This window comes from Caulobacter sp. DWR1-3-2b1 (assembly GCF_049895765.1).
Classification (GTDB): domain Bacteria; phylum Pseudomonadota; class Alphaproteobacteria; order Caulobacterales; family Caulobacteraceae; genus Caulobacter.
Map to the genome: position 1 here is coordinate 12,175 of NZ_JAFCSZ010000031.1, position 25,178 is coordinate 37,352.

24 protein-coding genes and 1 pseudogene are annotated in these 25,178 nt (G+C 64.8%); 11 read left to right on the forward strand and 14 right to left on the reverse strand.

The window, feature by feature from the left end:
* Positions 1 to 10: 10 nt before the first annotated feature.
* The 4 genes and pseudogenes from ACP69S_RS19150 to ACP69S_RS19165 form a co-directional block, all read right to left on the reverse strand.
* Positions 11 to 781: an SDR family NAD(P)-dependent oxidoreductase gene (locus tag ACP69S_RS19150; RefSeq protein WP_425999956.1), complete on the reverse strand. Its 771-nt coding sequence runs from the start codon at positions 779 to 781 to the stop codon at positions 11 to 13.
* Positions 778 to 1,329, reverse strand: coding sequence for a nuclear transport factor 2 family protein (locus tag ACP69S_RS19155; RefSeq protein WP_425999957.1), 552 nt, complete (start codon positions 1,327 to 1,329; stop codon positions 778 to 780). Before ACP69S_RS19155 ends, ACP69S_RS19150 begins: the two co-directional genes overlap by 4 nt.
* Before the next feature lie 204 nt (positions 1,330 to 1,533).
* Positions 1,534 to 2,199: pseudogene (locus ACP69S_RS19160) on the reverse strand (SDR family NAD(P)-dependent oxidoreductase); the annotation flags it as partial.
* Complete coding sequence (locus ACP69S_RS19165; RefSeq protein ID WP_425999959.1) at positions 2,199 to 3,386, reverse strand: CaiB/BaiF CoA transferase family protein; 1,188 nt, start codon at positions 3,384 to 3,386, stop codon at positions 2,199 to 2,201. The pseudogene ACP69S_RS19160 and the gene ACP69S_RS19165, both read right to left, overlap by 1 nt.
* Before the next feature lie 160 nt (positions 3,387 to 3,546).
* Between ACP69S_RS19165 and ACP69S_RS19170 the strand changes: the two genes are divergently transcribed.
* From ACP69S_RS19170 to ACP69S_RS19205, 8 genes are all read left to right on the forward strand, one after another.
* Positions 3,547 to 4,716 (forward strand): acyl-CoA dehydrogenase family protein, encoded by a 1,170-nt coding sequence (locus ACP69S_RS19170; RefSeq protein ID WP_425999999.1) that lies wholly within the window; start codon positions 3,547 to 3,549, stop codon positions 4,714 to 4,716.
* Between the two features lie 44 nt (positions 4,717 to 4,760).
* Positions 4,761 to 5,654 (forward strand): HpcH/HpaI aldolase/citrate lyase family protein, encoded by an 894-nt coding sequence (locus ACP69S_RS19175; RefSeq protein WP_425999961.1) that lies wholly within the window; start codon positions 4,761 to 4,763, stop codon positions 5,652 to 5,654.
* Complete coding sequence (locus ACP69S_RS19180) at positions 5,651 to 6,922, forward strand: acetyl-CoA hydrolase/transferase family protein (RefSeq protein WP_425999963.1); 1,272 nt, start codon at positions 5,651 to 5,653, stop codon at positions 6,920 to 6,922. Before ACP69S_RS19175 ends, ACP69S_RS19180 begins: the two co-directional genes overlap by 4 nt.
* Positions 6,922 to 7,689 (forward strand): enoyl-CoA hydratase/isomerase family protein, encoded by a 768-nt coding sequence (locus ACP69S_RS19185; protein ID WP_425999965.1) that lies wholly within the window; start codon positions 6,922 to 6,924, stop codon positions 7,687 to 7,689. Before ACP69S_RS19180 ends, ACP69S_RS19185 begins: the two co-directional genes overlap by 1 nt.
* 62 nt (positions 7,690 to 7,751) lie before the next feature.
* Entirely contained in the window at positions 7,752 to 9,113 is a 1,362-nt protein-coding gene (locus ACP69S_RS19190; RefSeq protein WP_425999967.1) for an aromatic ring-hydroxylating oxygenase subunit alpha, read from the forward strand.
* Positions 9,114 to 9,218: 105 nt separating this feature from the next.
* Positions 9,219 to 10,439, forward strand: coding sequence for an MFS transporter (locus ACP69S_RS19195; protein ID WP_425999969.1), 1,221 nt, complete (start codon positions 9,219 to 9,221; stop codon positions 10,437 to 10,439).
* Positions 10,440 to 10,642: 203 nt separating this feature from the next.
* Complete coding sequence (locus tag ACP69S_RS19200) at positions 10,643 to 10,960, forward strand: 2Fe-2S iron-sulfur cluster-binding protein (RefSeq protein ID WP_425999971.1); 318 nt, start codon at positions 10,643 to 10,645, stop codon at positions 10,958 to 10,960.
* A 68-nt stretch (positions 10,961 to 11,028) separates the two neighbouring features.
* Positions 11,029 to 12,633, forward strand: a complete 1,605-nt coding sequence (locus ACP69S_RS19205) for a cytochrome P450 (protein WP_425999973.1) — start codon at positions 11,029 to 11,031, stop codon at positions 12,631 to 12,633.
* A 131-nt stretch (positions 12,634 to 12,764) separates the two neighbouring features.
* On the opposite strand, the gene ACP69S_RS19210 is transcribed toward ACP69S_RS19205, so the two are convergent.
* The 3 genes from ACP69S_RS19210 to ACP69S_RS19220 all read right to left on the reverse strand — a co-directional run bounded on the left by ACP69S_RS19210 (position 12,765) and on the right by ACP69S_RS19220 (position 15,198).
* Positions 12,765 to 13,604, reverse strand: coding sequence for a TauD/TfdA dioxygenase family protein (locus tag ACP69S_RS19210; RefSeq protein WP_425999975.1), 840 nt, complete (start codon positions 13,602 to 13,604; stop codon positions 12,765 to 12,767).
* 90 nt (positions 13,605 to 13,694) lie between these two features.
* Entirely contained in the window at positions 13,695 to 14,339 is a 645-nt protein-coding gene (locus tag ACP69S_RS19215) for a TetR/AcrR family transcriptional regulator (RefSeq protein ID WP_425999977.1), read from the reverse strand.
* A gap of 112 nt (positions 14,340 to 14,451) precedes the next feature.
* Entirely contained in the window at positions 14,452 to 15,198 is a 747-nt protein-coding gene (locus ACP69S_RS19220) for an SDR family NAD(P)-dependent oxidoreductase (protein ID WP_425999979.1), read from the reverse strand.
* A gap of 363 nt (positions 15,199 to 15,561) precedes the next feature.
* Between ACP69S_RS19220 and ACP69S_RS19225 the strand changes: the two genes are divergently transcribed.
* A complete protein-coding gene (locus ACP69S_RS19225) occupies positions 15,562 to 16,125 on the forward strand; it encodes a TetR/AcrR family transcriptional regulator (RefSeq protein WP_425999981.1) in 564 nt (187 codons plus the stop codon).
* A 19-nt stretch (positions 16,126 to 16,144) separates the two neighbouring features.
* On the opposite strand, the gene ACP69S_RS19230 is transcribed toward ACP69S_RS19225, so the two are convergent.
* On the reverse strand, positions 16,145 to 17,602 hold the full coding sequence (locus ACP69S_RS19230; protein ID WP_425999983.1) for a carboxylesterase/lipase family protein: 1,458 nt from the start codon (positions 17,600 to 17,602) through the stop codon (positions 16,145 to 16,147).
* A gap of 118 nt (positions 17,603 to 17,720) precedes the next feature.
* Complete coding sequence (locus tag ACP69S_RS19235) at positions 17,721 to 18,827, reverse strand: alpha/beta hydrolase fold domain-containing protein (protein ID WP_425999985.1); 1,107 nt, start codon at positions 18,825 to 18,827, stop codon at positions 17,721 to 17,723.
* 103 nt (positions 18,828 to 18,930) lie between these two features.
* On the opposite strand from ACP69S_RS19235, the gene ACP69S_RS19240 reads away from it, so the two are divergent.
* Positions 18,931 to 19,413, forward strand: a complete 483-nt coding sequence (locus ACP69S_RS19240) for a MarR family winged helix-turn-helix transcriptional regulator (protein WP_425999987.1) — start codon at positions 18,931 to 18,933, stop codon at positions 19,411 to 19,413.
* Between the two features lie 10 nt (positions 19,414 to 19,423).
* Here the strand turns inward: ACP69S_RS19240 and ACP69S_RS19245 are convergent, their stop codons facing one another.
* On the reverse strand, positions 19,424 to 20,206 hold the full coding sequence (locus ACP69S_RS19245) for an SDR family NAD(P)-dependent oxidoreductase (RefSeq protein WP_425999989.1): 783 nt from the start codon (positions 20,204 to 20,206) through the stop codon (positions 19,424 to 19,426).
* Positions 20,207 to 20,409: 203 nt separating this feature from the next.
* Here ACP69S_RS19245 and ACP69S_RS19250 point away from each other — a divergent pair, with 203 nt between their 5' ends.
* Entirely contained in the window at positions 20,410 to 21,324 is a 915-nt protein-coding gene (locus tag ACP69S_RS19250; RefSeq protein WP_425999991.1) for an SDR family NAD(P)-dependent oxidoreductase, read from the forward strand.
* A 44-nt stretch (positions 21,325 to 21,368) separates the two neighbouring features.
* Here the strand turns inward: ACP69S_RS19250 and ACP69S_RS19255 are convergent, their stop codons facing one another.
* From ACP69S_RS19255 to ACP69S_RS19270, 4 genes are all read right to left on the reverse strand, one after another.
* A complete protein-coding gene (locus ACP69S_RS19255) occupies positions 21,369 to 22,979 on the reverse strand; it encodes an AMP-binding protein (RefSeq protein WP_425999993.1) in 1,611 nt (536 codons plus the stop codon).
* A 94-nt stretch (positions 22,980 to 23,073) separates the two neighbouring features.
* Positions 23,074 to 24,549: a class I adenylate-forming enzyme family protein gene (locus tag ACP69S_RS19260; RefSeq protein ID WP_425999995.1), complete on the reverse strand. Its 1,476-nt coding sequence runs from the start codon at positions 24,547 to 24,549 to the stop codon at positions 23,074 to 23,076.
* A 74-nt stretch (positions 24,550 to 24,623) separates the two neighbouring features.
* Positions 24,624 to 25,058 (reverse strand): MerR family transcriptional regulator, encoded by a 435-nt coding sequence (locus ACP69S_RS19265; RefSeq protein ID WP_425999997.1) that lies wholly within the window; start codon positions 25,056 to 25,058, stop codon positions 24,624 to 24,626.
* Positions 25,058 to 25,178: acetyl-CoA carboxylase biotin carboxyl carrier protein subunit (locus ACP69S_RS19270; protein WP_426000001.1), on the reverse strand; the 121-nt coding region annotated here is incomplete at its 5' end. The genes ACP69S_RS19270 and ACP69S_RS19265, both read right to left, overlap by 1 nt.

Genomic DNA, 25,178 nt, shown 5'->3' on the forward strand with positions numbered 1-25,178 from the left:
TGAAAGCAAGCTAGCTCACGGACCAACCCGCATCGACACACAGGACCTGGTTGGTGGCGTAGCGCGCCACCGGCGAGGCGAAATACAGGACAGCGCCGGCGATATCGATTGGTTCGCAGCGACCCAGCGGCGGTGGGCGGCGCGCGGGTCCCTCCGCCGGCGGTCCCTTGGCTCCCATTGCGCCCGGTGTGCCCACGCCGCCCGGCAGTATGGTGTTCACGGTAATCCCGTGCTCGACCAGCTCGAGTGCGCTGGCCTGGGTCAGGGCGGCGAGCGCGCCCTTGGAGCCCATATAGGCCGCCAGCCCCTTGATCATCTGACCCGCCAGCGAGCACGAGGCTAGGTTTACGATCCGCCCGCCCTGGCCCGCGGCGATCATCCTGCGCGCCACCTCGCGGGTCAGCAGGAAGGGCGCGCGGGCGTTGATGGCGTTCATCCGGTCCCACTCGGCGGCGGTGCCTTCAAGCAGGAGTTCGCGGTCCTGGATCCCGGCGTTGTTGACCAGGACCCAAGGCGCGCCGAGTTGTTCGGACACATCCTCGACCAGAGCCACGATCTGGGCCTCGTCGGCGAGGTTCACGGCGAACGCACGGGCTTCGAGGCCTTCGGCTCTCAGCCCACCAGCCAACGCCTCGGCCTCGGCGATATCCAGATCGGCGATCGCGACGCGCGCGCCGGCCTCAGCCAGCATCCGCACGACCCCCGCGCCGATGCCCTTGGCGCCACCTGTTATCAGGGCGACCCGACCATCAAGCGAGAAGGGGCCACTGGAAGACGTCACGGTATGTTGGGCTTGCGCAGGTTGGTCAGCGGACGGCGATAGGACAGGTCGTCGCCATCGCGCGAGGCGGCGCCGTTGAGATGGATGCCCGGCACGTCCCCGAACGGAATCGGCATGGTCGGCAGGACACCCGACCACTCGATCACCGTGCTGCGCACGGCGATTTTCCAAGCACCGACGCGGCGCTCGAAGCGGTCGATATAGCGCCCACCAGCGATCCAGTTGCTGTCGTCGCGATTGCGCGCGGCGAACAGGTAGTAGGTCTCGGTATGGGCCGTGTCGCCGTCCAGGTCGCAGCTATGGTTGAGCAGGGAGTGGTGGGTCGCCGACTGGCCGACGTCATGCATGTCCCTGGCCCAGTCATAGAGGGCGTCCGGCTGGCCGACGAACGTGCCCGCAGCGATCTGGGCGTCAGGGTGGAACGCCGACAGGAAGGTCTCGCGGTCGAAGCGGTCCATGCCCCGGCTGAACCGGGTCAGGCTGTCGAGGATATCCTGCCGGTCCAGCAGTTCCCCGAGCCGGGCGAGCTTGTCCGTGTCGCTGGTCATTTTGGTCTCCTAGATCGCTTGCCAGATTGGCGAGCCACGCTGGTCGCGAAGTGACGGGATGATCTTTCCGTCGATGTCTGTGACGCCGTAGTCCTCGGCGAGTTCGGCGGTGATGTAGGTGCCGCCCGAACGCCGCATCATCTGCGGATCGCTGGCCAGGGCGACGATCACCCGGCCCGGAAATTCGGGCGAGCAGCCAACCAGGGGGTTGGTGACGACACTCTGTTTCATCGCCGGATTATTGGCGATGTTGCGCTCGGCCCGTTCCGTGAACGTCAGGCCCTGCCAGATCGAGATCGAGGCGATGTCATACGGCTTCAGTTCGATGGCCATATCGCGCGCCATGCGGTCGACGGCTGACTTGCAGGTGCCGAAGACGACGCCGTAGGTGTAGGTGACGCCGACATAGCCGGAAATGGCCACGATCAGCCCGGACTTTCGGGGCGTCATGATCTTGGCCGCGTGCCAGGCAGCCACAAAGTTCGAGCGCACGCCTACGTCGACCATTTCCCAGTTGGAAAGCGGCTTTTCCCAGAAGGGCTTGGGCTCGGTCAGATCCCCGGGCAGGGCGAAGGCGTTGTTGACCAGGATATCGAGGCGGCCTTGCTCGCGTTCGACCTGCGCGAACAGCGCGGCGACCTGATCATCGTCAGCGTGATCGACCTGGACAGCGATTCCCTCGCCGCCGCGGCGATCACACTCGGCCGCGGTCTCGCCGACCGTGCCGGGAAGGGGGTGGGCGCCCGAGGTCACCGTCCGACCGGTGACGTAGACGGTTGCGCCGGCCTCGGCGAGGGCCAGGGCTATACCCTTGCCGATCCCTCTACTGGCCCCGGTCACCACCGCGACCTTGCCGGACAGAGCGCCCATCACTTGTCGCTCCCGGCCATGACGCGGCCGGCGGCATTCAAGCCGAACTCCTCGCGTATCTGCTGCGAATGCTCGCCCAGTTCGGGAGCAGGGCCCGCCACCTTGCCCGGCGTCGCCGAGAAGGTCGTTGGAACGCCGGGAAAGCGAACCTTTCCCTGGCGCGTTTCGACGGTCTCGAAAAAGCCGACGGCGTTCAGATGGGGATTGTCGAACAGCTCGTCCGGTGTGCGCAGGGGCGCGGCCGGGATGCCGAGCTTTCGCAGAAGGTCCAGCCATTCCTGGGTGGTGCGGGTCACAAAGGTCTCGGCCAGCAGGCCATAGAGCCGGTCTATCTGTTGAGCGCGCTTGGCCAGAGTCGCGAATTCCTCGCCCGCCCAGGGAGGCTTTACGGCGTCGACGAACAACGACCAGTGCTTGTCGTTGTAGATCAACGCCGAAACATGGCCGTCGCTGGTGCGGTAGGGCTTGCGGTTGGTGGCCACCACCCGGGGATAGTGCGCCGGCCCCAGGGGCGGCTCGAACATGGCCCCGTTGGCGTGCTCGACCAGCATGAACGAGGCCATCGTCTCGAACATGCCAATTTCGACCTCCTGGCCCTGGCCGGTCCGTTCCCGATGGAACAAAGCCATCGTCGTCGCATAGAGCGCGGTCAGGCCCGCGACCTTGTCGGCAACGATGGTGCCAACATAGTTGGCCTCGCCCGTCAGCATCTGCTGGACGGCGGTCAGGCCGCACTCGGCCTGGATAGTATCGTCATAGGCGGGTTGGTCGCGCTCCGGCCCGTTGCGGCCGTAGCCGTAGCAATTGGTGTAGACGACCGAAGGGTTGATCGCGGCCACCGCCTCGTAGTCGAAGCCCAGCTTGGCGATGGCCTTGGACCGCATCGAGTGGATGAAGACGTCAGCGGTTTCCAGAAGCGTCCACAGCGCAGCCTTGCCGTCGTCGCTTTGCAGGTCGAGGACGATGCTGCGCTTGCCGCGGTTCACATTGACGAACACGCCGGCCATGCCCGGCGTCGGGGCAACCGAGATGTAACGGGTGGCGTCGCCGCCGGGCGGCTCGATCTTGATCACGTCGGCGCCCATGTCCGCCATGATCTGCGTCGCATACGGCCCGAAGACCATGCTGGTCAGGTCGATGACGCGCACGCCAGACAGGGGGCCAGCGCCCCGGGGTTTCTCGCCCATGTATTGCTCCTCGCCGTCCCATAGCGGCTAGGCCAATGAGCGAGCTAAATCCATCCGGTTGCCCTCCGCACTGGCGATATGTGCCGGGCGGGTCGTTGTGGCCCGGCGCCGCGGCTGCTACCCGCCGAGGCAGTCAATACGCCCGGAACAAGGTCGCCAAATCGTGGATTTCTCATTCACCCAAGACCAGCAGAACATCCGAGACGCGATCCTCAAGCACTGCTCGCAGTTCCCTGACGAGTACTGGCTGGAGCGGGATAATTCGGGCGAGTTTCCCGAGGATTTCTACCGGTCGCTGGCCGACGCAGGGTGGCTCGGCATCGCCATGCCGGAGGCCTACGGCGGCTCGGGCCTGGGGATCACCGAAGCCTCGATCATGATGCAGGCGATCGCCGAATCCGGCGCCGGGATGAGCGGCGCCTCGGCCGTCCACATCAACATCTTCGGGCTGCAGCCGATCATTCTGTTTGGCACCGAGGAGCAGAAGCAGCGGTCGATCCCCGGGATCATCTGCGGCCGGGACAAGGCCTGCTTCGCCGTGACCGAGCCCAATGCCGGCCTCAACACTACCGCGCTCAAGACCCGCGCCGAGCGCAGGGACGGCGGCTATCTGGTCAATGGCGAGAAGATCTGGATCTCGACGGCGCAGGTCTCCAACAAGATGCTGCTGCTGGCCCGCACCACGCCGCTCGACGAGGTGAAGCGCAAGACCGAGGGGCTATCGCTCTTCTACACCGACTTCGACCGCTCGAAGATCGATGTGCGGCTGATTCACAAGATGGGTCGCCACGCCATCGACTCGAACATGCTCTTCATCGAGGACCTTTGGATCCCGGAAGAGGACCGGATCGGCGTCGAGGGCGAAGGCTTCAAAATCATTCTGCACGGGCTCAATCCCGAACGCGTGCTCCTGGCCTCGGAAGCGGTCGGGCTCGGGCGCGCCGCGATCGCTCGCGCCGCCCGCTATGCCCGCGAGCGGATCGTCTTCGACCGGCCGATCGGCCAGAACCAGGGCATTCAGCATCCGCTGGCCAAATGCTGGGCTCAGCTCGAGGCGGCCAACCTGATGGCAATGAAGGCCGCAGACTTGTTCGACAAGGGTCTGGATTGCGGCGTCGAGGCCAATGCCGCCAAATATCTGGCTGGCGAGTTTGGGTTCGAGGCCTGCCACACCGCCATGCTCACCCTGGGCGGTATGGGCTATGCGCAGGAATATCATGTCGAGCGCTATGTCCGTGAAAGCCTGATCCCTCGGACAGCGCCGGTCAGCCCGCACATGATTCTGAACTATCTGGCGGAAAAAGTGCTGGGACTCCCCAAGTCCTACTGAGCGATATAGCGGACGGCGCGGACTGTCCGGATCGGGAAATGTGAATGACGACGGCCAAAGACTCCTCGCTGAAGATACGCTCCTGGCTCTTCGCGCCGGGCGACAGCGAAAAGAAGATGGAGAAGGCGAGCGCCGGATCGGCGGACATCGTGATCTTCGACTTGGAAGACGCGGTAGCGCCCGAGGAAAAGCCGACGGCGCGCCGGATCGTGCGCGAGTTCCTTGATCGCCAGCCCGAAGACCGCTCGCGACTGTGGGTGCGCATCAACCCGTTGGACGGTCCGCATACGCTGACCGATCTGGCGGCGATCATGCCTGGTCGTCCTGGCGGGATCATGCTGCCCAAGTCGCGCGGGCCGGCGGATGTCGAACTGCTCGACCACTACTTGTCGGCCCTGGAGGTCTCGGCCGGGATCGAGCAGGGCTCGACCAAGGTCATCGCCCTGGTGACCGAGACGGCCGAGGGGATGTTCACGACGGGTGACTATGCCGGCGCGCCGCGTCTGATCGCCATGACCTGGGGCGCGGAGGATCTGGCCGACGCCTTGGGCGCCAGCGAGAACCGCAATCCCGACGGGAGCTACGCCTTCACCTACCAACTGGCGCGAAGCCTGTGCCTGCTCGGCGCCTCTGCGGCCAGGGTGTCGCCCATCGAAACCATCCAGGGCGATTTCCGAGACCTCGAGACCTTGCGCAAGCGGGCAGAGCAGGTGCGTCGCGACGGCTATCGTGGGATGCTGGCGATCCACCCGGCTCAGGTTGATGTGATCAACGCCGCGTTCAGCCCGACCGCCGAAGAGATCGCGGCCGCACATGAGATCGTCGACCTGTTCGCCGCCAATCCGGGTGTCGGCACGATCGGTTACAAGGGCGGTATGTTGGACCGACCCTATCTGGCGCGCGCGCAAGCGCTGCTCGCTCTGGCGGAACAGTCGTGACGGTCGTCACCGACGCGGCCGGCCTGGATCTCAACCAGTTCCTTCGCCCAGGTGATAATATCGTCATGGGCCAAGCGTGTGGCGAGCCGACCACACTGGTCGAGGCGCTGATCGCGCAGGGCAGGGATATCGGCGATCTGTCGGCGTTCATCGCGACTAGCTTTTCGGGATTGTTCACGCCGCCATCGGCGGAGAGTTTCGCGCTGTCGAGCATGGGCGCCATCGGCGCGCTGCGGTCGATGACCAAGGTGGGCAAGCTGGGTGTCATCCCCGCGCACGTCAGCCAGATAGGACCGATGATCGCCCAAGGCCTGATCGGCTGCGATGTCGCCTTCGTCCAGGTCAGCCCGGCGGATTCTGAGGGAAACCACAGCTTCGGCCTGATCGCCGACCATGTGCGAGCGGTGGTCGACAAGGCGCGCGTGGTGATCGCCGAGGTCAATGACCAGATCCCCTATACTTTCGGCGAACTGCTGCCGGGAGTTCGGATAGACTGCGCCGTTCATGTTTCGCGGAGCCCGGTAGAAGTCGCTCCGGCGAGGATCAGCGAGACCGACGAGGCGATCGCTCGGCACGCCGCCGCCTATATCGGCGACGGGGCGGTAATCCAGACCGGCGTCGGCGCGGTGCCGGACGCCATCCTGCGCCTGCTGCACGACCGCAAGGACCTGGGCGTCCATTCGGGCATGCTGGGCGATGGTTTGGTCGAGCTGGTCGAGGCCGGCGTCGTCACCAATGCCCGCAAGGCCATCGACACCGGCGTTTCGATCAATGGCGCCTTGATTGGAACCCGGAAGCTCTACGACTTCGCGCATCGCAACGCGGCGGTCCGCATGTGTGCGACTACCTACACCCACGACGCGGCGGTTCTTGCTAGTCTGGAGCGCCTGGTCACAATCAATTCGGCGCTGGAAGTGGATCTGACCGGCCAGGTGAACGCCGAGCAAAGCGGCCCGGCCTATATGGGCGGCACCGGAGGGCAGGTTGATTTCGTTCGGGCTGGCGCACGTTCGCCCGGCGGACATTCGATCATTGCGCTGCCGGCCACCGCCAAGGACGGTGTCATCAGCCGCATCGTTCCAACGCTGTCGGGTCCGGTGACCACAGCGCGCAGCGATGTCGACCTGATCGTGACCGAGTTTGGCGCGGCCGAACTCAAGGGCCAGTCGCTGGCCGAGCGCACTCGCCGCCTGATCGCCATCGCTCATCCAGACTTCCGAGAAGCGTTGGACCGCGCGGCGCACACCATCCAGCAGAGAGGCTTCTGATGAGCGACGCTGTCCTGTTCGATGCCCGCGACGACGGCATCGCCATCATCACGCTGAACCGGCCCGAACAGCGCAACGCCCTGGGCAAGGACATCCGCGACGGCCTGTTCGCCGCCTGGGACAGGTTTGAGCGCGATCCGGCCCTGCGCGTCGCCATACTGACCGGGGCAGGGGAGAAGGCCTTCTGCGCGGGCGGCGATCTGAAGGAAATGGTCGAGCGCGGCCTGCAGGTGCCGCCGCGCGACATGTTCCCCGTTCCCGGCGACAATATCGAACTGTCCAAGCCGACCATCGCAGCGGTCAATGGCGTGGCCTTCGCCGGCGGCTGGATGATCGCCCAGGCCTGTGACCTGTGCGTGGCCAGCACCGAGGCCAGGTTCGCGATCACCGAGGTGAAGGTAGGGCGCAGCTCGCCCTGGGCCGCGCCCCTCATCCACATGATCCCGCAGCGGATCATGATGGAGATCATACTCACCGGTAAGTCGATAACCGCCCAGCGCGCCTATGAGATCGGCCTGGTCAATCGCCTGGCCGAACCCGCAGCCCTGATGGACAAGGCGCTAGAACTGGCCAGGGAAATCCTCGACGGCGCGCCGCTGTCGGTGAAGGCCGGCCGCGAGACGGTGATGCTGGCGACCGAGATGGGCCGCGCCGCCGCGCTGCAGGCTGCCCGGTATGCTTCCGAATTCACCTATCGCAGCGAAGACGCTCAGGAAGGTCCGCGCGCCTTCGCCGAGAAGCGTCCGCCGGACTGGAAATCGCGGTAGCGATACGGAGGCGAGCCCGGGCGGTGCTATCAAAGCGGCATTGCAGTAGGTGAGGACGCGCGATGACCAAGATGGGCAAGATCGCCGAGACCGCCGAGGATCTGGTCGGACCGGTCACCGTTCCCGCCGAGGCCTATGTTTCCAGGGACTATGCGCGCGCCGAGCAGGACCGCCTGTGGCGCAAGACCTGGCTGCAGGCAGGGCGCATCGAAGAAATTCCCGAGGTCGGGAGCTTCATCACCTACGATATCGGCGTCGACTCGGTGATCATCACGCGGACCGGTCCGGACGAGATCCGCGCCTATCACAATGTCTGCCCGCACCGTGGCCGGCGCCTGATCGACACGCCGTCGGGCAAGCGCAACGCCAGCGGCAAGCGGATGAGTTTCGTCTGCGGTTTCCACGCCTGGACCTTCAACCTCGAAGGCCGCTGCACCTATATCGAACACAAGGACGACTGGCAGGGCGCGCTGAGCGATGAGCGCACCAGCCTGGGCAAGGTGCAGGTCGACGCCTGGGGCGGATGGATCTGGATCAACCTGGATCCCGACTGCGCGCCGCTCAGCGCTTACCTGGATCCCATTCCCGCAATGCTGGGTCCCTTCGAGACCCAGAACATGCGGTTTCGCTGGCGCAAGTGGATCGTGTTCAACTGCAACTGGAAGGTCGCGATGGAGGCGTTTTGCGAGACCTATCACGTGTCCAGCACCCATCCCGAATTCATGGAATTCGGCCAGTTCCGCGGCTGGGCCCGCAACCACGGCTTGCACACCAATATCGGCTACGATGCGCCCAAGGACATGGAAGAGGACGCCGCCAAGCTGCGCCTCGGCACGAACGGCGATCCGCGCATCACCACAGCTGAGCTGCAGAACTTCACCTGGGCAAACGCCAACACAAACACGACCCAGACCCTGGTCGACGCGGCAAACCGTCTGAAGGACGAACTGCCGGAGGGCACGCCGGGCCCCCTCGTGTTCCAGCACTGGCTCAAGTCCGCGCGCGAGCACGATGCGACACGCGGGGTGGTCTGGCCGGTGGTCGAGCCCTCGCACACGGCCAAGGCCGGCACGGCTTGGCAGGTCTTCCCGAACTTTCAGATCGGTCAGGCCGTCAACAACATGCTCTGCTACGGTGCCAAACCCTATGGCGAAGATCCGGACATGTGCATCTTCGAGGCGGCGGTTTACGAGCTCTTCCCGCAAGGCGGGGAGCCCGAGACGGAATGGGAGTACACCAAGTCCGAGGACTGGCCGCCGGTGCTCCAGCAGGACTTCGCCAACATGCAGGCCGTCCAGCAAGGCATGAAGAATGTCGGCTTCCGCGGAACCCAGCCCAATCCTTACATGGAGCGCTCGGTCGCCAGCCTGCACTACAATCTGTCCAGATACATGGGGACCGACGCGCCGCGTTCTATCGAATAGGCGCGATTTTGTCAGAGGCACGCGATCTCGGGCAATCGCCCGAACGTCGACGTTAAAAGCCGCGCACGGCGGCACAGACACAACAGGTCTTTGGGGGCGACGATCATGGCGGCAACAGGGGCCAACGCCGAGTGGCGGCGCCATTACATGCTGCCGGTCGCGGCGGGGCTGGGTTACGCGACCAGCGTCATCCACATCTACGGCCTTGGTCCCTATATCGGACCGATCAGCGAGTCCTTCGGCTGGTCGCGCACCCAGACGACATTCGGCCTGACCATTGCCACCCTGGTCCAGGCGGTCTTCAGCCTGCCTATCGGGTTGCTGGTGGATCGACTCGGGCCCCGCCTGTTCGGCCTCGCGGGTATCCTGCTAACCACCGGCGCGTTCGCGCTGCTGGGTTCAGCGACCGGCGAGCTGAACAACTGGTTTATCCTCTGGGGCTTCATGGCCTTGGCCACTCTGCCGGTACAGGCGACGATCTGGACCAGCGCCGTGGCCACCCGCTTCGAGGCGTCGCGGGGGTTGGCCTTCGCCGTGACCCTTTGCGGAGCCTCGGTGGCGGCCGCTGTGTTTCCGCTGCTCGGCAGCTGGCTGATTAGGCTCCATGGCTGGCAGATGGCGATGGTGATCCAGGCCGGCATCTGGGTCGTGATCGTCTTCCCGGTGATCTTCTTCTTCTTCCGTGGAGCCCATGACAGGCCAGCCAAGAATGTCGAGCGCGAGGCGCGGCGCGAACTGGCCGGGGCAAGCCTGGCCGAAGGGCTGCGGTCCCCGATCTATCTTCGCCTTCTCCTGGCCAGTCTGCTGTTCACCTTCACCATCATTGCGTTGGTGGTGCATTTCGTCCCGATCCTGACGAGCCGCGGCGCCGACCCGATGGGCGCGGCCGGCATCGCTTCGCTGGTTGGCGTTTCATCGATCGCCGGGCGACTGATCACCGGCCTGTTGCTCGACCGGTTCCGCGGATCTTTTGTGGGCGCGGTGGTCTTCCTGCTTCCGGTCCTCAGCGCACTTCTGCTGCTTTTCGCGGGCGAGGCCTTCCCGGCGCAAGCTATGGCGGCCCTGCTGATCGGCCTCACTCTGGGCGCCGAGGTCGATGTGATCGTCTATCTGACGACCAAGCATTTCGGCCTGAAGAACTTTGGGGCCCTATATGGCGGATTGCTCGCCGCACTGTCGGTCGGCACGGCTCTTGGCCCGCTCAGCGCCTCTGCCGTGTTTGATAAATATGACGGTTACGCCCCGTTCCTCTGGCTCACCATGGCGTTCATGGTCGCCAGCAGCCTGGCGCTCGCGAGCCTGCCCAGACCCATCGTCCGGGACTGACGCCAGACAGGGGCGGAGACAGCGTCTCCGCCCCTTTTCTTGACCATCATCGAAAAGCAGGTCGATCCGATCCTCTCGATCCGGGGATGAGCAGGCGCGCGCCTCGCGCATTGACGTGGGCGCCACCCTGGGATTATGTGATCCACAGTAGCGCATATCTTTCGGGGCGTCCGACTGGCTCTGAAACCGGACGAGACCGCTCAATGCCGCTTCTGATTGTTACGACGAGAGCAGGGCAGACCCGTTCTCTGGAGCCAGCTTCAGGGCTGACGGTCATGGAGGCTGTCCGCGACGCGGGCATCGACGAACTGCTGGCCCTGTGCGGCGGCGTCTGCTCCTGCGCGACCTGCCACGTTCATGTGGATTGCGAGTTCGCCGCCATGCTTCCGGAGATGAGCGAGGACGAAAACGATCTGCTCGACAGCTCCAGCCATCGCGACGAGCGGTCGCGGCTCGCCTGCCAGATTCGTCTGACCGACGCCCTGTGGGGGCTGCGCGTCTCCATTGCCGAAGAAGACTGAGGCTTCGCCCGACACCCAACAGACGGTCGGCCCACGAAGGCCGCTGCCGCGAAAACCGGAGGATTGAAATGCAGACCTTGGCCGAGCGCGACTACTTCAGCGATCACTCCATCCTCAAGGATCCTTACGAATATTTCGAAGCGGTCCGCGCCAAGGGGCCGATCTATCGGCTGCCCGGGCGAGACATTGTCGTGGTGACAGGTTTCGAAGAGATCCTGGAGGTGTTGAGGAACACCCAGGACTACTCCTCGGTCATCGCTCCGCAAGGGCCGGCTGCGGCCTTGCCCTTCAAGCCAGGGGGCTCGGATATCACGCCCCAGATCGAAGCGCACCGCACCCAGTTCATCGGCGGTGACCTGCTGGTCGCCTATGACGATCAACCGCACGCCATGTCGCGTTCGCTGTTGAGCCGGCTGTTCACGCCGTCGCGACTGAGAGCCAATGAAGACTTCATCGCCAGCTTTTCCGACAGGCTGGTGAAAGAGGCAGTGGCGACCGGCCGTTGTGAGTTGATGAAGGGGATAGCAACACCCTTCGTCACGCTCGTAATCGCCGATTTGCTGGGCGTGCCGGAAGGCGACCGACAGATTTTCATGGACGCCATCGAGGCAGGCCCGCCGCCCGGCAGCCTTGATAGCGGTGATCTGGAATCCCAGAACATGCCGCTGGTCCTGATGGGCATGTACTTCGCAGAGTATGTAGCGGACCGGCGCAAGGAGCCTCGCGACGATGTGCTTTCGGAGCTGGCTAACGCCACCTTCCCGGACGGTTCGACCCCTGACGCTATGGAAATCGTCCGACTGGCGACCTTCCTGTTCGGCGCGGGACAGGACACCAGCGCCAAGCTGCTGGGCAACGCGATCCGATTCATCATCGAGCAGCCCGGCCTGCAGCAACAGCTGCGCGCCGATCCCTCGCTGATCCCCCAGTTGATCGAAGAGACGCTGCGCCTTGAGGGGTCAGCCAAGATGACGGCGCGGCTGGTGCGCAGGGATACCCGTCTCGGCGATCTGGACATCGCCGCCGGAACCAAGATCTTCCTGGCGCTCGCGGCCGGCAACCGCGATCCGCGGCGCTGGGACAATCCCGCCGCCTTCGACCTCAATCGGGCGAAGGTCAAAGAGCACCTCGGCCTGGGTCGCGGCGCTCACGTGTGCGCGGGGGCTCCGCTCGCACGTGTCGAGGTGCGCGTACTGCTTGAAAAGCTTCTTGAACACACCGCCCACATAGACTTCGTCGAAGAGAAGCATGGCCCGCCGGGTCAGCGAAATCTGGAATACGAGTCGAGCTTCATCATCCGCGGCCTGGCCGAGATGCACCTTGAGCTGACCCCCGCACCGGGGTTCGTGGCGCCCGCCAGGCCTGTGATGCACGCCGAGGGGAAGTCCAAGAAGCCAGGCCTGCTTGGTCTCTTTGGCCTCGGCAGGAAGGCCGGGGCAGGTGCGGTGCCGACCGGCTATTCGACCGCGGACACCACGATCGGCGTGCTGCTGACCGACCCCGCCGTCAGAGCTGTGCTCGACAAGCATTTTCCCGGGGTCAGCGATGACGCCCGGATTGGCATGGCCAAGGGAATGACGTTGCGCAGGGTGCAGAAATTCGCCGGAGACGTCTTCACGGATGCTGCCCTCGACGCGATGGACGCAGATCTGGCCCGACTTTCCGCAAAATAGTCAGTTGCAGCTCGGCCCAGCGAGACAGGGCCAGGAAACATCAGCCGCGGAAGGTGCTGTAGTCAAAACCAAAAACGCGCTCGATGCCAGGCATCGAGCGCGTTCGGCTCTTCTCGCGAAGACGTTCGAGCCTATTCGAAAGGCTCTTCGCCCTGCAGCTTGGTGCGGTGCATCATGCGGTTGCACTTGGGATCATAGGCCTCGGCGCGGTGCATGGTGCCGGTGTTGTCCCAGACCACCATGTCGCCGACGCTCCACTGGTGGCTATAGCTGAAGTCTTCCTGGGTCGCCCATTCGCGCAGGCCCACGATAACCTGGGCGCTGGTGGCGGCGTCGACATCAAGGACGCGGTGGGCTGTGCAGCCCATGACCAGAGACTTGCGGCCCGAGGCGTGCTTCCACACCAGCGGCAGGTTGTTCTCGCCAATCGCCTGCATGGCCTTCAGCTTTGCCAGGCTCGGTTCGGGCTCGTAGTAGAACACCGACGCCCAGACCGAGTGGGCCACGCGCAGCTTCTCGTATTCCGCCTTCTTGTCGTCGGGGAGGGCGTCGTAGGCGGCGTAGGTGTTGCAAAAGCCGGTATTGCCGCCCCAGGTCGCGGGCACCTTGCACGACAGCAAGGACGCCAGGATCGGCACGTCGTTCATCGTGCCGTCGATGTGCCAGTAGAGCGAACCCTTCAGATATTCGGCGGCTGCCGGATTTTCCTTGATGTCCAGCGTGATCTTGGTGATTTCCTCGCCACCACGGTGTTCCGGGGCGAACGTGCCAAGCGTCTTGGTAAAGGCGATCTGCTCTTCGTCGGTGAACTTGATCTCGGGGAAAACCAGAACGCCGCGCTCTTCGAGCAGCGCGCGGATCTCCTTGCCCAGCACACCCGACAGCAGCTCTTCCTTGGTGTTCAACACCCGGCTGCCGATCTTCGGCTTGATCGTCTCATGCGACATGCGGGTCAAAACTTCGACGGACATACCACGTCTCCCCAACGGATTGTTTTTAGTTGCTGAACACATGTTCAGCATGGCTGGTTTTCGCAGTCAAGCCCCGCCCGGTGCGACAGATCAGGCCAGCAGCCGGTCGAGCCACGCATCGACAAAGGCTCGCGCATCCGCGTGTCCCGCGCGGATGCCCATTTCGCCTTCCATCACCAGGGCGCGGCCGATACCAGCCAGCACCAGGCTGAAGCCGGCTGGCGTGCCGCCGCCCGAAGCCGCGAGTCTTTCACCGATCAACTGCTCCAGCAGGCCGACCTGGCGCGCACGCATCGCCTCGCTGTGGCGGGCGATCTCGGCGCCGATCACCTTGCGATGGTTGGCCAGCGCCACGAACTCAAGCGCGAGGGTGGTGCGGCTGGGATCGGCGAAGAAGCGCCACAACGCCCGTAGCGGGTCCTCGCTCGATAGCGCCTTTTCGATCATCTCGTCGCTCTGTGCCGCGCCGCGTCTGAACACGGCGAGGAACAGGTCGTCGGTGGTCGGGAAGTAGTAGTGGACCAGCGAAGGCTTCAGCCCGCCGCGGATCGCAACCCGCCGGGTGCTGGCGGCGGCATAGCCTTCCTCGCGGATGACCTGCTCGGCCGCAGCGAGGATCTGCGTCCAGGTTTCGGAATTCTCTGCGCCAATGCGCCGCTTGGGAGCCATGGCCGGAGCATAGGGGGCGACCTGTTCGGCGCAAGTTGCGAGTCCTGCGGCCAGCGAGGCGCTCATTTCACGAAGGTCTGAACGAAAATCCGGCTCACCGCCGTCTAATCCTCGTTGTGGAATGCCGCGCCAGCGCCATCAATCTTGCTCGCCAGACCCATGCCCGTAGCCCCTCGGTTCAGGCCGATCCCATATAGCGGCCGCCATTGGTGCTGATCGTCTGACCGGTCATGTAGTTGGCCTCTTCCGACGCCAGATAGGCGCAGGCGGCGGCGACATCTTCTGGCTGACCGATCCGCTTCATCGGCAACGTCTTGGCGAAGGCGTCGGCGTCGATGGGCGCGCCGCGCAGCATCGGCGTATCGATGAAGCCCGGGGGCACCATGTTCACGGTGATGCCCGTCGGCGCGTATTCGAGGGCCAGCGCCTTTGTCAGACCCAGCAGGCCGCCCTTGGACGAAACATAGTGCGCCTGCGCGACCGAGCCCGACTGGACCGACGACGAAGTGATGTTGATGATCCGGCCCCAGCCGGCGGCGAGCATGTCTGGAATGACCTCGCGGCAGAACAGGTGAGGGCCCTTGAGATTGATCGCGATGGTGCGGTCCCAGACCTCTTCGGAGATATCCATATAAGGCACGAAGGTCGCGATGCCGGCATTGTTCACCAGGATAGTGATCGGACCCAGCTCGGCGCGGACCTTCGTGGCCGCTTCCTTGATCGCCGCTTCCTTGGCGCAGTCGGCGACCAGCGCCAGGGCCTTGCCACCGGCGTCGGTGATCATCTTGGCGGTCTCGGCGGCGCCTTCACCATTCAGGTCCAGGACGGCGATGGCGGCTTCGTCGCGCGCCAAGCGGACGGCGATGGCTCGACCGATCCCCGAGCCAGCGCCGGTGACGATAGCCACTTTTCCCTTCAACGACATTCCGACTCTCCTGATGACATGTATGGCGGCGGGCCGGCTTAGCTGAGCGTTTCTTCCGCAGTGGTAGCGGGCTGCGTCGCCCTAGCCCGAAGCGCGGGCCGTCCCGTGACGTTTCGGGCCGATATACGGGCAACCCTGTCGATGGCCACGTATTCCCGCACCGCGATTGAGCGGCGGTTCACGTTTGAACAGGATGGTGGGTCGGCAAGTCAATTGCGGCGACGGCTGCATCGCCGGTGCGGATTTTCGCCCCGGGGCGACCACGTGTTCGTAATGGTCGCAGCAGTGATCAGGTTGCGCAGGCCCCGGTCGCCGCAGACATGAGACTCGCCTCGATTATGATGCACCGTATATCACGCTAGCATGGCAAGCTTGATCTCAGGTCCGACGGACGCCCGGCAGGTACGCACGCGCAACAGCTTGCTGGACGCGCTACTGCGTCTGCTGGAGACGCGCCCCTTCGAACAGGTGACCATTCGCGAGATCGCGCAGGAAGCCGGCATCGGCTACGCCACCTTCTTTCGCCACCATCCCTCGAAGGACGCGCTACTGCACGACCTCGCGGCGGGGCAGATCCGCGAATTGCTGGATCGAGCGCTCCCTATTCTGCTCACGACCGACAGCCGGCAGTCCTGCATCGCGCTGTTCAGCTATGTCGCCGAGCGCCGCGAACTCTGGACGGCGTTGCTGACGGGCGGCGCGGCCGCGACTCTCAAGCAGGAATTCACCGACCAAGCCAGGCGCATCGCCGAGGATCAGGGGACGGGCGGAGGCCTCATCCCTGACGAGCTCCGGGTCGTCTTTTCGGTCAGCGCCACGGTTGAGATCCTGGCCTGGTGGCTCAAGCAGGACGTCGCGTTTGATGTCGAGCGCATGGCCGAAATCCTCGACCGACTTGTTGTTGGACCATCGCTCGCCATCGACTGAAACGCGCCGTCGGGAAGGCTCAGTCGCTGACCAATCCAGCTCCTGCATCGCGCCCAGCCCAAGCCGCGACGCGCGCGCCGTCGGGATTGGCCTCGACCCGATCCTCGTAGTTGAAGATCTTCACGGACCGGTCCGTGAGCATATAGGCCGGCCAGCCAGGTCCGGGGGTCAGGTGACGGACGAAATGGGCGTAGTGCCCCACCATGCGCTCGCCAAGCGCGCCGCGCTTACCGCTCAGGGACCCACCACGCGCAAGCGTCGCCCGGAAACTCTGCATTGGCCAGGTCAGGGTCAGGTCCAGACCATGCGTCGCTCCGGCGATCGGATGGTTGTAGTCGAAACGATAAAACCAAGTCGGACTATGGTTTGCGTGACGTTCGGCGAAATTGCGCGTCGGCATCACGAAGGTCAGGTCCGTCGCCAGCGCGCGTCGCCCCACCGTCGTGCGCGGATAGGCGGCGAGGATGCGCGCTGCATGGGCTTGGCCCAGTTGACGGACGAGCAGCATCTCGATGTCCGGCCATTTGGTGGGCAAGATTTCACCCGGCATCAGTTCGAACAGGCGGATCTCATCGCGGGCCGCGCCCGCGATGAGCGGGACAGGGGCCGCCGGTTGGCTCAGCGCGTCAGCCAGAGAGCCCGGCAGGAGATCATCGTCGAACCACGGCGCGGCGGGTATCGTCCCGGGATTTTCAGCACCCACGGTCGCCTGCGCTTCGAACAGACGCCGCAGATCCATCGTTCGCATTGCCACCAGATCGCCCTGATCGACGCCCAGAACCTCGGCGAAGCGCCGGGCGAATTTGCGACTTTTCTCGCGGCTATGGATCAGGCTGAGCGCCCCGCTCTGCATGATCGCGCCCCGAAACAGCGGCCATGCCGATTTGGCGTGGAGCAGCAGCGACACCGACATCGACCCTGCCGACTGGCCGCCGATCGTCACCCGCTCGGGATCGCCGCCAAACGCCGCGATATTGTCGCGCACCCATTCCAGCGCCGCGATCTGATCGCGCAGGCCCAGATTGGAGGGAATGTCCGGCAGTCCCAGCGCCTCGCCGAAATTGACGAGGCCCAGAACGCCGACCCGGTAATTGATGGTGACCACGATGACATCACCAGTCTTGGCCATCCGCGACCCGTCATAGGCATTGCCGGTTCCCACCACGAACGCGCCGCCGTGGATCCAGACATAGACCGGCTTGCGGCCCACATCCTCACCGCCCTCGGGGACGTAGATGTTCAGGTCCAGGCAATCCTCGGCAAACGTGGGCTTCTGCAGCATCGCGCGTTTGGCCGAATTTCCGTACATCTGCGGGCATTGCGAACCCATCGACGTCGCGTCGCGAACGTCGCTCCAGGGCTCGACTGGCCCGGGCGCCGCGAACCGCTCCTGGCGGGCATAGGGCACGCCCAACCAGCGCCTGACGCCGTTGGCTGCCTTGCCCTGAACAACACCGGCCAAGGTCTTGATGGTCAAATCGCTAATGGTACGTCCACAATGATGATGTCGAGGCTTTCATGAGCGGAGCGTCCGGTCATCCCACATGCGATCCGCCGCGCCGATGCATCGGCACGGCGATGGCCGTGCGTGACCACTATTTCGCGAGCTTCAGATGCTTCTGAAAGAAGCCGGTCATGACGTCGAAGGCTTCGCGCGATTCCGGCAGGCCGGGATCGTAGAAGAAGGCGTGGCCCAGACCGTCCCAGACGTGGAGGTCCGCCATCACGCCGGCCTTGACCAGTTCGCGATGCGTGTTGACCGCCGCGCTCATCTCCATCGCGCGGGTCGCGGTGGTGAGCAGGGTCGGCGGGAAGCGCTTGAGAAGGTCGGTCGAGACCACGGGCGACACCTGCGGGTCTTCAAGATTGGCGCCCTCGAAATAGCCCAGGCTGCGATTGTGCGACTCAAGCGCCTGGAAGGGGCGGGCGAAGGCCCGACTGTCGCCGCCCCAGCGCCCGTCCGCCGATGCGCAGAAGATTCCGATCGCGGCTGGCAGGGGCAACTTCTCCTTGATGAAGGCCGCGATGGCTTCGGCGGTCAACAGTCCGCCCGCCGAGCAACCGAAGACCGCGATGTCTTGCGGCTTATGGGTCTTGAGCAACTCGCGATAGACCGCGACGACATCCTCGGTGGCCGCCGGATATTTGGCCTCCGGGGCCTGGCGGTAGGTGATGCTGACGATCTCTGCCCTGGCGAGGCTGGCCAGCGGGATCGACTCGACCATTCCGGTGCCCGCCGCCATGCCCATGACAAAGCCGCCGCCCGGCAGGTTGAGAAGGATCTTCTTTGCATTGGCCTTGGGGACGCCGCTGGCTGGCGTCACATGGATTGCTGGGACGCCCGCGATCACCGCCTCGCGGGTGGTGACGGGGTAAAGCGCTTTTAGACGATCGATCTGCGGCGCCATGTACTGACCGATCTTCGGTCGGATCGCCGGCACCATGCCGGCGGCGAGCATCTGGCGCATCTGCGCTTCCTGATCGGTCGGCTTTCTCGGGATCGCCTTGCGGGCTTCGTCGCTCAGATAGATCGAAGGCGGCAGTTCGAAGGAGGGGACGACGACGGTCCCGTCGGGCTTGATCGACCCGGCGCCGGCCTTTTCTGCGGGGGCCTCTTGGGAATGCGCCAGCTGGGTCGAAAAGCCAGCGAGGAGGGTGACGGCGGCCGCCGCGGCGGTAAGGGCTGAGCTCTTGGCATTCATGTCTCTCTCCTTGGCGTGATCGCTTCGACCGGCGATTATATTATGTTACAAAACATAATATGCTTGCTTGCAGCGATCACGCAAGCGAGCTACCCACTCCTCTGTGAAGAACATTGCCGACCCCAGCGAGACCGAGGGCTTCGCCGATCCGTTCCAGGACATGCTCAGCTTCCAGCTCAGGCGCACGTCGGTGGCGGTCATGTCTGCCTTGGCGAGCGAGCTTGATCCGCTCGGTCTCAATCCGAGCGAAGCGTCGTTGATCATGCTGATCGGGGCAAACCCCGGCTGCACGCAAAGCGCGATCAGCCGTGCGCTGCGCGCGAAGCCGGCCAATCTGGTGCCTCTGATCAATCAGCTGTCCGCGCTGGGCGCGCTGGAACGTGTGTCCGGCCGGGGAAGGGCCATCGCCCTGTCTCTGACGGAGAAGGGGCGGGACCTGCATCAAAAGGCGAAGGCGGTTTTCGAGCGACACGAGGCGCGGATCACACGCGGGCTGCCAGCCGACAGTCGCGCGGAAATGATCGTCATGCTGCGCCAGGTTTGCATGGACGCCTGCTGCCCGGGACATGACGAGGCGGGCGACTAGCGCCCCTCGGTCACTTCGGTTCCGGCTCGACCCAGTCTGTCCGCAACGCCCGGTCGGACAGGTACTTGGTCGTGGTCCAGCCGCCGTCGACCACGATGGTCTGACCGTTGATGAAGCCCGCGCCCGGCGAGCAGAGAAAGGCGATGGTGCTGGCGATGTCCTCGACCTTGCCCAGGCGAGGGAAGGGCGTCGTCTCGAAGTTTACGCGCTTGAACATCTCGTCGTCGAACCGGTGACGAACCATGTCGGTCATCGTCACGCCCGGCGCGACGCAGTTGGCGCGGATGCCCTTGGGTCCATAGTCGCAGGCGATGTGTTCAGTAAGCGAGGTCAAGCCGCCCTTGGCCGCCGAATAGGCCCCACCGCGCCGCCCGCCGATGACGGCATAGGTGGAGGTGACATTCACGATCCCGCAGCCCATGCCCATGTGGCCGATCGCTTCGCGGCACAGCCGGAACGGCGCCCGCAGCATCACGTCCAGAAAACCGTCCAGCGTCGCGTCGTCGGTTTCATGCAGCGGCTTAGGGCTGCCGGCGCCGGCGTTGTTGATCAGGAAATCGATCTTGCCAAAGCGCTCGAGCGCCAGGGCCACGATACGCTGAGGCGCGTCGTCGGCGGTCACGTCTATCGACAGTGTAGCGAGGCGATCAGGGTCGTTGATGGTCGTCGCCAGGGTGGCCAGCTTTTCCGCATCGCGGCCGACGCCGACGATCGCCATGCCGGCGTCGTAGAGCATCTTCGCCGTGCCCAGGCCGATGCCGCTTCCCGCGCCGGTGATGATGGCTACCTGCATGATCAACTGTCCTTCCCGCCCTGCGTCAGTCTCTGCTGACGCCGCATTTGGCCTGGGCTTGTCAAGCAATCGCCTTTGGGCGCCGGCATTCATCGCCATGCCGGATTATCGCATCGGCCGGTTCCTCTGTGATTTCGGTCGGTTACGACGGTGATTTCGCCGTGATACGGCCACTAGACGCTCATTAGATGAAGGATGCTCGCATGACTGAACTCAGATTCGATGGTCGCGTCGCCGTCATCACCGGCGCGGGAAGAGGGCTGGGTCGCTCCTACGCGCTGTTGCTCGCGGCCAAGGGTTGCAAGGTCGTCGTCAACGATCCGGGTTCCAGCATGAAGGGTGGAGACGCCGACATCGGCGTCGCCGAGGAAGTGGTCCAGGAAATCAAAGCCGCAGGCGGCGAGGCCGTCGCCTCCACCGCGTCGGTCGCGACGCCTGAGGGCGGCAAGGCCATCATCCAGACGGCTATCGACACCTATGGCAAGATCGACATCCTGATCCACAATGCCGGCAACGTTCGCGGCGCGCCGCTGAAGGAGATGACGCAGGAGGATTTCGACTCCGTCCTCGACGTCCATCTGCGCGGCGCCTTCCACGTGGTGCAACCGGCCTTCGCGCTGATGTGCGACGCCGGCTATGGTCGCATCGTGCTCACCTCGTCGATCGGCGGGCTGTACGGCAGCCGAAACCAAGCCAACTACGCGGTCTCCAAGGCTGGCTCGTTCGGCCTGTCGCACGTCGCCGCCATCGAAGGCGAAGAGTTTGGCGTCAAGAGCAACGCCATCGTGCCCGCCGCCGTGACGCGCATGGCCGAAGGGATCGACACGTCCATCTATCCGCCGATGGAGCCGGACCTCGTCGCGCCTTCGGTGGCCTGGCTGGCGCACGAATCCTGCTCGATCACCGGTGAATTGCTGGTCTCGATCGCCGGGCGCGTGGCCAAGGCCTATGTCGCCGAGACCAAGGGCGTCTACCAGCCGTCCTGGACGATCGACCAGGTCGCCGAGCGGATGAACGAGATCGGCGACCGGACCGACCCGGTGATCTTCGAGCCGGTCCCGGGCGGTCATGGTCAGCATATCGGCTACAGCTTCGGAATGACCGCAAGCGGCGACTGATCCAAGCGCTGCTCCGGGCTCCAGACTTACAAGAAGTCTGGAGCCTAAGGCGCGGCCGTCAGAGTCGCTCGGATGCCTTGCTTCAGAACCTTGCCGGCGTCGTTCTTGGGCAAGGCGTCCCAAAGCGCCACCGCCTCGGGATATTTGAACCGCGCCACGCCAAAGCCCGCGAGGAACTCGCCGAGGCTGGAAACATCGGGTGACGCGCCGTTGCGGGGCACGATCACGGCCACCGCCCGCTCGCCGGTTCTCGCATCGGGCACGCCGACGATGGCGATCTCGGCGATGCCGGGATGAGCAATCAGCAGATCCTCGATTTCCTTGGGCGAGATGTTCTCCCCGTTGCGGATGATCAGATCCTTGATCCGGCCCGTAACGACGAGGTGGTCGCCGTCCACCAGCCGTCCTTGGTCGCCGGTGCGATAATAGCCTTCGTCGTCGAAGGCGGCGGCCTCGTCCTCAGCGTGGACATAGCCGACCAGCATCTGCGGTCCGCGCGCGCGGATTTCGCCGTCGTCCGCGATCTTGACGCTGGCAATGCCGGGACGACCGTCGGTCTCCGCTGCGTGAGGCAGGTCATCGCGATCGATGACTCCCACCGTGGTGACCGGCACCTCGGTCGAGCCATAGACGCGACTGACGATGGCGCGCTCGAAATAGCCAGCGGCCTCACGAATGAGTGCAGGCGGAACCGAGGCTCCGCCGCAGATGAACAGCTTTAAGTCGGGCAGGCGCGTCTCGGCTTTTCGCGCCGCCGCCAGCAGGTGCTGCAGGAAGGGCGTGGCGCCCGCCATGTGCGTGCAGCGCTCCCGGGTCATGATCTCGACGGCGGCGTCGGGGTCCCAGCTTTCCATCAGGATCGCCGTCGCGCCGAGCATTAGCGGGGTCTCGAATGCATAGATCGATCCGCCGATATGGCTGATGGGCGAGGGCACCAGGAAGCGGTCGCCCGGCTCGACCAGCCAGTGCCGACCGATCTGGCGGATCAGGGCGTTGAGCGAGTTGTGGGTGTGCATCACGCCCTTGGGGCGTCCCGTCGTGCCGCTGGTGTACATCACCATGCGGACGTCGTCTGGGTTCAGCGTCGGGAGGAGCGCTGTCGCGTCCTCGTCGAACAACCGCGAAAAGGCTGTATGGCTGTCACTTTTACCGCGAACGACAACGACTTCCGGCGGTGTTTCCAGCGCCTCCGCCACCCGGCCCAGCATGGCCGCGTAATCGTGGCCTCTGAACGTGCCGGGCACGAAGATCATGCGACTACCGATATCGGCCAGCATGAATCGCAGGTCGTGATCGCGCAGCGACGGCAGGATCGGGTGGGCGACCATCCCGGCCAGGGTCGCGGCCATATAGATCACCGCCGCCTCATGCCAGTTGGGCAACATAAACGAGACGACACTGCCGGGTGCGAAACGGGTCAGCATGGCGCGCGCGAGACGGCTGGCCTGATCGTGCACATCTGCCGCGCTGAGGCTTTTGACGCCGTCGATGACGAGGACGCGATCCGGGGTCTCTGACGCTGCGCGATGCAGAGCGTCGGCGCAGGTTTCGGTCCGCCACCAGCCGTCGGCATAGGCTTGCTGGGCCAGAGCGGCGTTCCAGCGAATCCGCCACCCGGCCGGGGTCGTGCGTGTCGCGTCTTCCGCCTGCGTCATGAGCGCACCAGTCTCTCTGCGTGGTCCATCGCCGGATCTATGCTGGTCGCGCCGGGCCGGAGCAATCGATGCGCCCAATCGAGCGCCCGGGCGATCAGCCAGGCGGCGGGTCCTCAAACAGCGCCTTCAGCCCGGGTCGGTCGATCTTGAACGAGGGGTTCTTGGGCAGGCTCTCGACGAAACGCCAATGGGCTGGAATATGGGTCGAAGGCAGGTGTTGGCGAAGATGGGCTTCCAGGTCCCCGACCTCCGGCCGGGCAACGCCAGGCCTGAGTTCTAGGGCCGCGCCAGGCACCTGCGACACTCTCGGATCGGCGACGCCGACCACCCCGACGGCGGAGATCGCCGGATGCAGCAACAAGGCTCGCTCGATCGTTTCGGGCAGGACCTTGAACCCGCCTCGCATGATCGCGCCATCGGCCCGACCACGATGGAACAGGAAGCCATCGCTGTCGATCACGGCTATGTCCGACGTCCTGATCCACTCCGGTCCCATGCGCGGCGAGACGATCTCGAGAATGCCTTCCTCGCCCGCCCCCGAGATCGCGTCGGTGACGGGATCGCGTACCCGGAGCTGAACGTCGGCCATGGCCCGGCCGACGCTGCCAAATTTCGCATCGCCCCACTCGGCCCGCAACTTCGGGGTCATCGCCACCACGGGCCCCCCGAACTCGGTCGCGCCGTAGGAGAGCAGGATCGGGATCCCGTACTTTTCCTCGAAACGGCGCTGCACGGTCGGGTCCAGCGGCGCCGCGCCGGTGCTGAAAAACTTCAGCGAGGACAGGTCTTCGGCGGGCAGGTCGGCGTCCAAAATCATGGCTACCGCGGCCGGCGGCGCCCCCCCCGCCTTGGGTCGATAGCGGACCACGAAGTCGCGCCATTTCTCGACGGAGAACCGGTCCAGCAGAACGACACGCTTGCCCCGCAGCAGCGAGGCGGCGACGCTGTAGATTCCCGAAATATTGCCGATTGGGAACGACATCAGGAAAGGTGGTTCGTCCGGATCCTCGATCAACGTCATGCCCTGGTTCAGGACAAGCCCGGCGATGACCTCGTGAGGGATTGGAAATTGCTTGGGCGGGCCGGTGGTGCCGCTGGTCAGGATCTCGACCTGCGGAGCGTCGGCTGGATCGGGCCGCGGGGCGCCGCTTTCGAGGCCGGGCATCAGGCGCGCCCGCATCCCACTCAGACCGATCGCCGCCATACTCTTTGCGGCCAATACGGCGCGGACCTCCGGCGTGAAGTCTTCATCGGCCATGATCGCGACGGGCGCGTCCAGCCGCTCGATGGCGGCGGCGATCGCGGCGGGCGATTGAAAGGCATAAATCATCCGCACGCTCCGCCCATCGGCCAACATAGCCACCAGAGCGGCGAGGGCGGAGGGCCTGTTGCGCGGGGCGAAGATCACCGGGCCATGCGCGCCGGCTCCGCTCTGGGACAGCTGGAGCCGAACATCTTGCGCCAGCGCCTGAACAGAACCCCAGTCAAGCCACTCACCCTCGAACTCGATAGCGGGGCGCGACGGCACAATGGCGAGGGTTTGCTCGCAAAGCTCGGCCAAGGATTTCATGAACGAAGTCTAGGCTGCATTCCAGGTCCGGCAAGGCGAGGGCGCATCGCCGGGGCGCTCAGTGCCGTTTCGGGTTAAGTGCAGTCAGCGCTGGCCGGTGTGAAGGTCACCTCGATATCGACCATCAAGGCTTCGATGGCGGCGACGCATCGTCTGCGCTCCAGAAGAGCGTCGGCCAGGACGCCATGCAGCGCCTGGGCATAGGACTCGGAGTCAGATCGCTGGGTCATCACGGCCCGGATGTCGGCGATCGGCACATCGACCGTGCGCAGCAGGGTGATGGCCTCCAGGAGCGCGACAGTGTCCTGATCGTAGCGCCGGACGCCCCGCGATCCGCGTCCCGATGACACCAGGCCGATGGCCTCGTAGTGGCGCAGTGCGCGCGACGTCACGCCCAGGCGCGTGGCCAGGACATTGATCGGGGTCAGCACGTTAGGCGACCGCAAGGGCGCCGATGTCGCGTTCAGTCGCGGCGCGGACGTCTCATGGGTGGTCTGCTGAAAAGCCATCAGGCAAACTCCACCAGCACTTCGTCCGCCGCGACGGGATCTCCGCCCTTGGCGTTGACGGCCTTGACGACGCCGTCGCGCTCGGCGCGGATGATGTTCTGCATCTTCATGGCTTCGAGG

What these genes read in the sequence shown, in the direction of transcription:
- ACP69S_RS19155 (WP_425999957.1), bottom strand. Translation starts at nt 1,329, where the DNA reads ATGACCAGCGACACGGACAAGCTCGCCCGGCTCGGGGAACTGCTGGAC.
- ACP69S_RS19165 (WP_425999959.1), bottom strand. Translation starts at nt 3,386, where the DNA reads ATGGGCGAGAAACCCCGGGGCGCTGGCCCCCTGTCTGGCGTGCGCGTC.
- ACP69S_RS19175 (WP_425999961.1), top strand. Translation starts at nt 4,761, where the DNA reads ATGACGACGGCCAAAGACTCCTCGCTGAAGATACGCTCCTGGCTCTTC.
- ACP69S_RS19185 (WP_425999965.1), top strand. Translation starts at nt 6,922, where the DNA reads ATGAGCGACGCTGTCCTGTTCGATGCCCGCGACGACGGCATCGCCATC.
- ACP69S_RS19190 (WP_425999967.1), top strand. Translation starts at nt 7,752, where the DNA reads ATGACCAAGATGGGCAAGATCGCCGAGACCGCCGAGGATCTGGTCGGA.
- ACP69S_RS19195 (WP_425999969.1), top strand. Translation starts at nt 9,219, where the DNA reads ATGGCGGCAACAGGGGCCAACGCCGAGTGGCGGCGCCATTACATGCTG.
- ACP69S_RS19200 (WP_425999971.1), top strand. Translation starts at nt 10,643, where the DNA reads ATGCCGCTTCTGATTGTTACGACGAGAGCAGGGCAGACCCGTTCTCTG.
- ACP69S_RS19205 (WP_425999973.1), top strand. Translation starts at nt 11,029, where the DNA reads ATGCAGACCTTGGCCGAGCGCGACTACTTCAGCGATCACTCCATCCTC.
- ACP69S_RS19210 (WP_425999975.1), bottom strand. Translation starts at nt 13,604, where the DNA reads ATGTCCGTCGAAGTTTTGACCCGCATGTCGCATGAGACGATCAAGCCG.
- ACP69S_RS19215 (WP_425999977.1), bottom strand. Translation starts at nt 14,339, where the DNA reads ATGAGCGCCTCGCTGGCCGCAGGACTCGCAACTTGCGCCGAACAGGTC.
- ACP69S_RS19220 (WP_425999979.1), bottom strand. Translation starts at nt 15,198, where the DNA reads ATGTCGTTGAAGGGAAAAGTGGCTATCGTCACCGGCGCTGGCTCGGGG.
- ACP69S_RS19225 (WP_425999981.1), top strand. Translation starts at nt 15,562, where the DNA reads ATGGCAAGCTTGATCTCAGGTCCGACGGACGCCCGGCAGGTACGCACG.
- ACP69S_RS19235 (WP_425999985.1), bottom strand. Translation starts at nt 18,827, where the DNA reads ATGAATGCCAAGAGCTCAGCCCTTACCGCCGCGGCGGCCGCCGTCACC.
- ACP69S_RS19245 (WP_425999989.1), bottom strand. Translation starts at nt 20,206, where the DNA reads ATGCAGGTAGCCATCATCACCGGCGCGGGAAGCGGCATCGGCCTGGGC.
- ACP69S_RS19250 (WP_425999991.1), top strand. Translation starts at nt 20,410, where the DNA reads ATGACTGAACTCAGATTCGATGGTCGCGTCGCCGTCATCACCGGCGCG.
- ACP69S_RS19255 (WP_425999993.1), bottom strand. Translation starts at nt 22,979, where the DNA reads ATGACGCAGGCGGAAGACGCGACACGCACGACCCCGGCCGGGTGGCGG.
- ACP69S_RS19260 (WP_425999995.1), bottom strand. Translation starts at nt 24,549, where the DNA reads ATGAAATCCTTGGCCGAGCTTTGCGAGCAAACCCTCGCCATTGTGCCG.
- ACP69S_RS19265 (WP_425999997.1), bottom strand. Translation starts at nt 25,058, where the DNA reads ATGGCTTTTCAGCAGACCACCCATGAGACGTCCGCGCCGCGACTGAAC.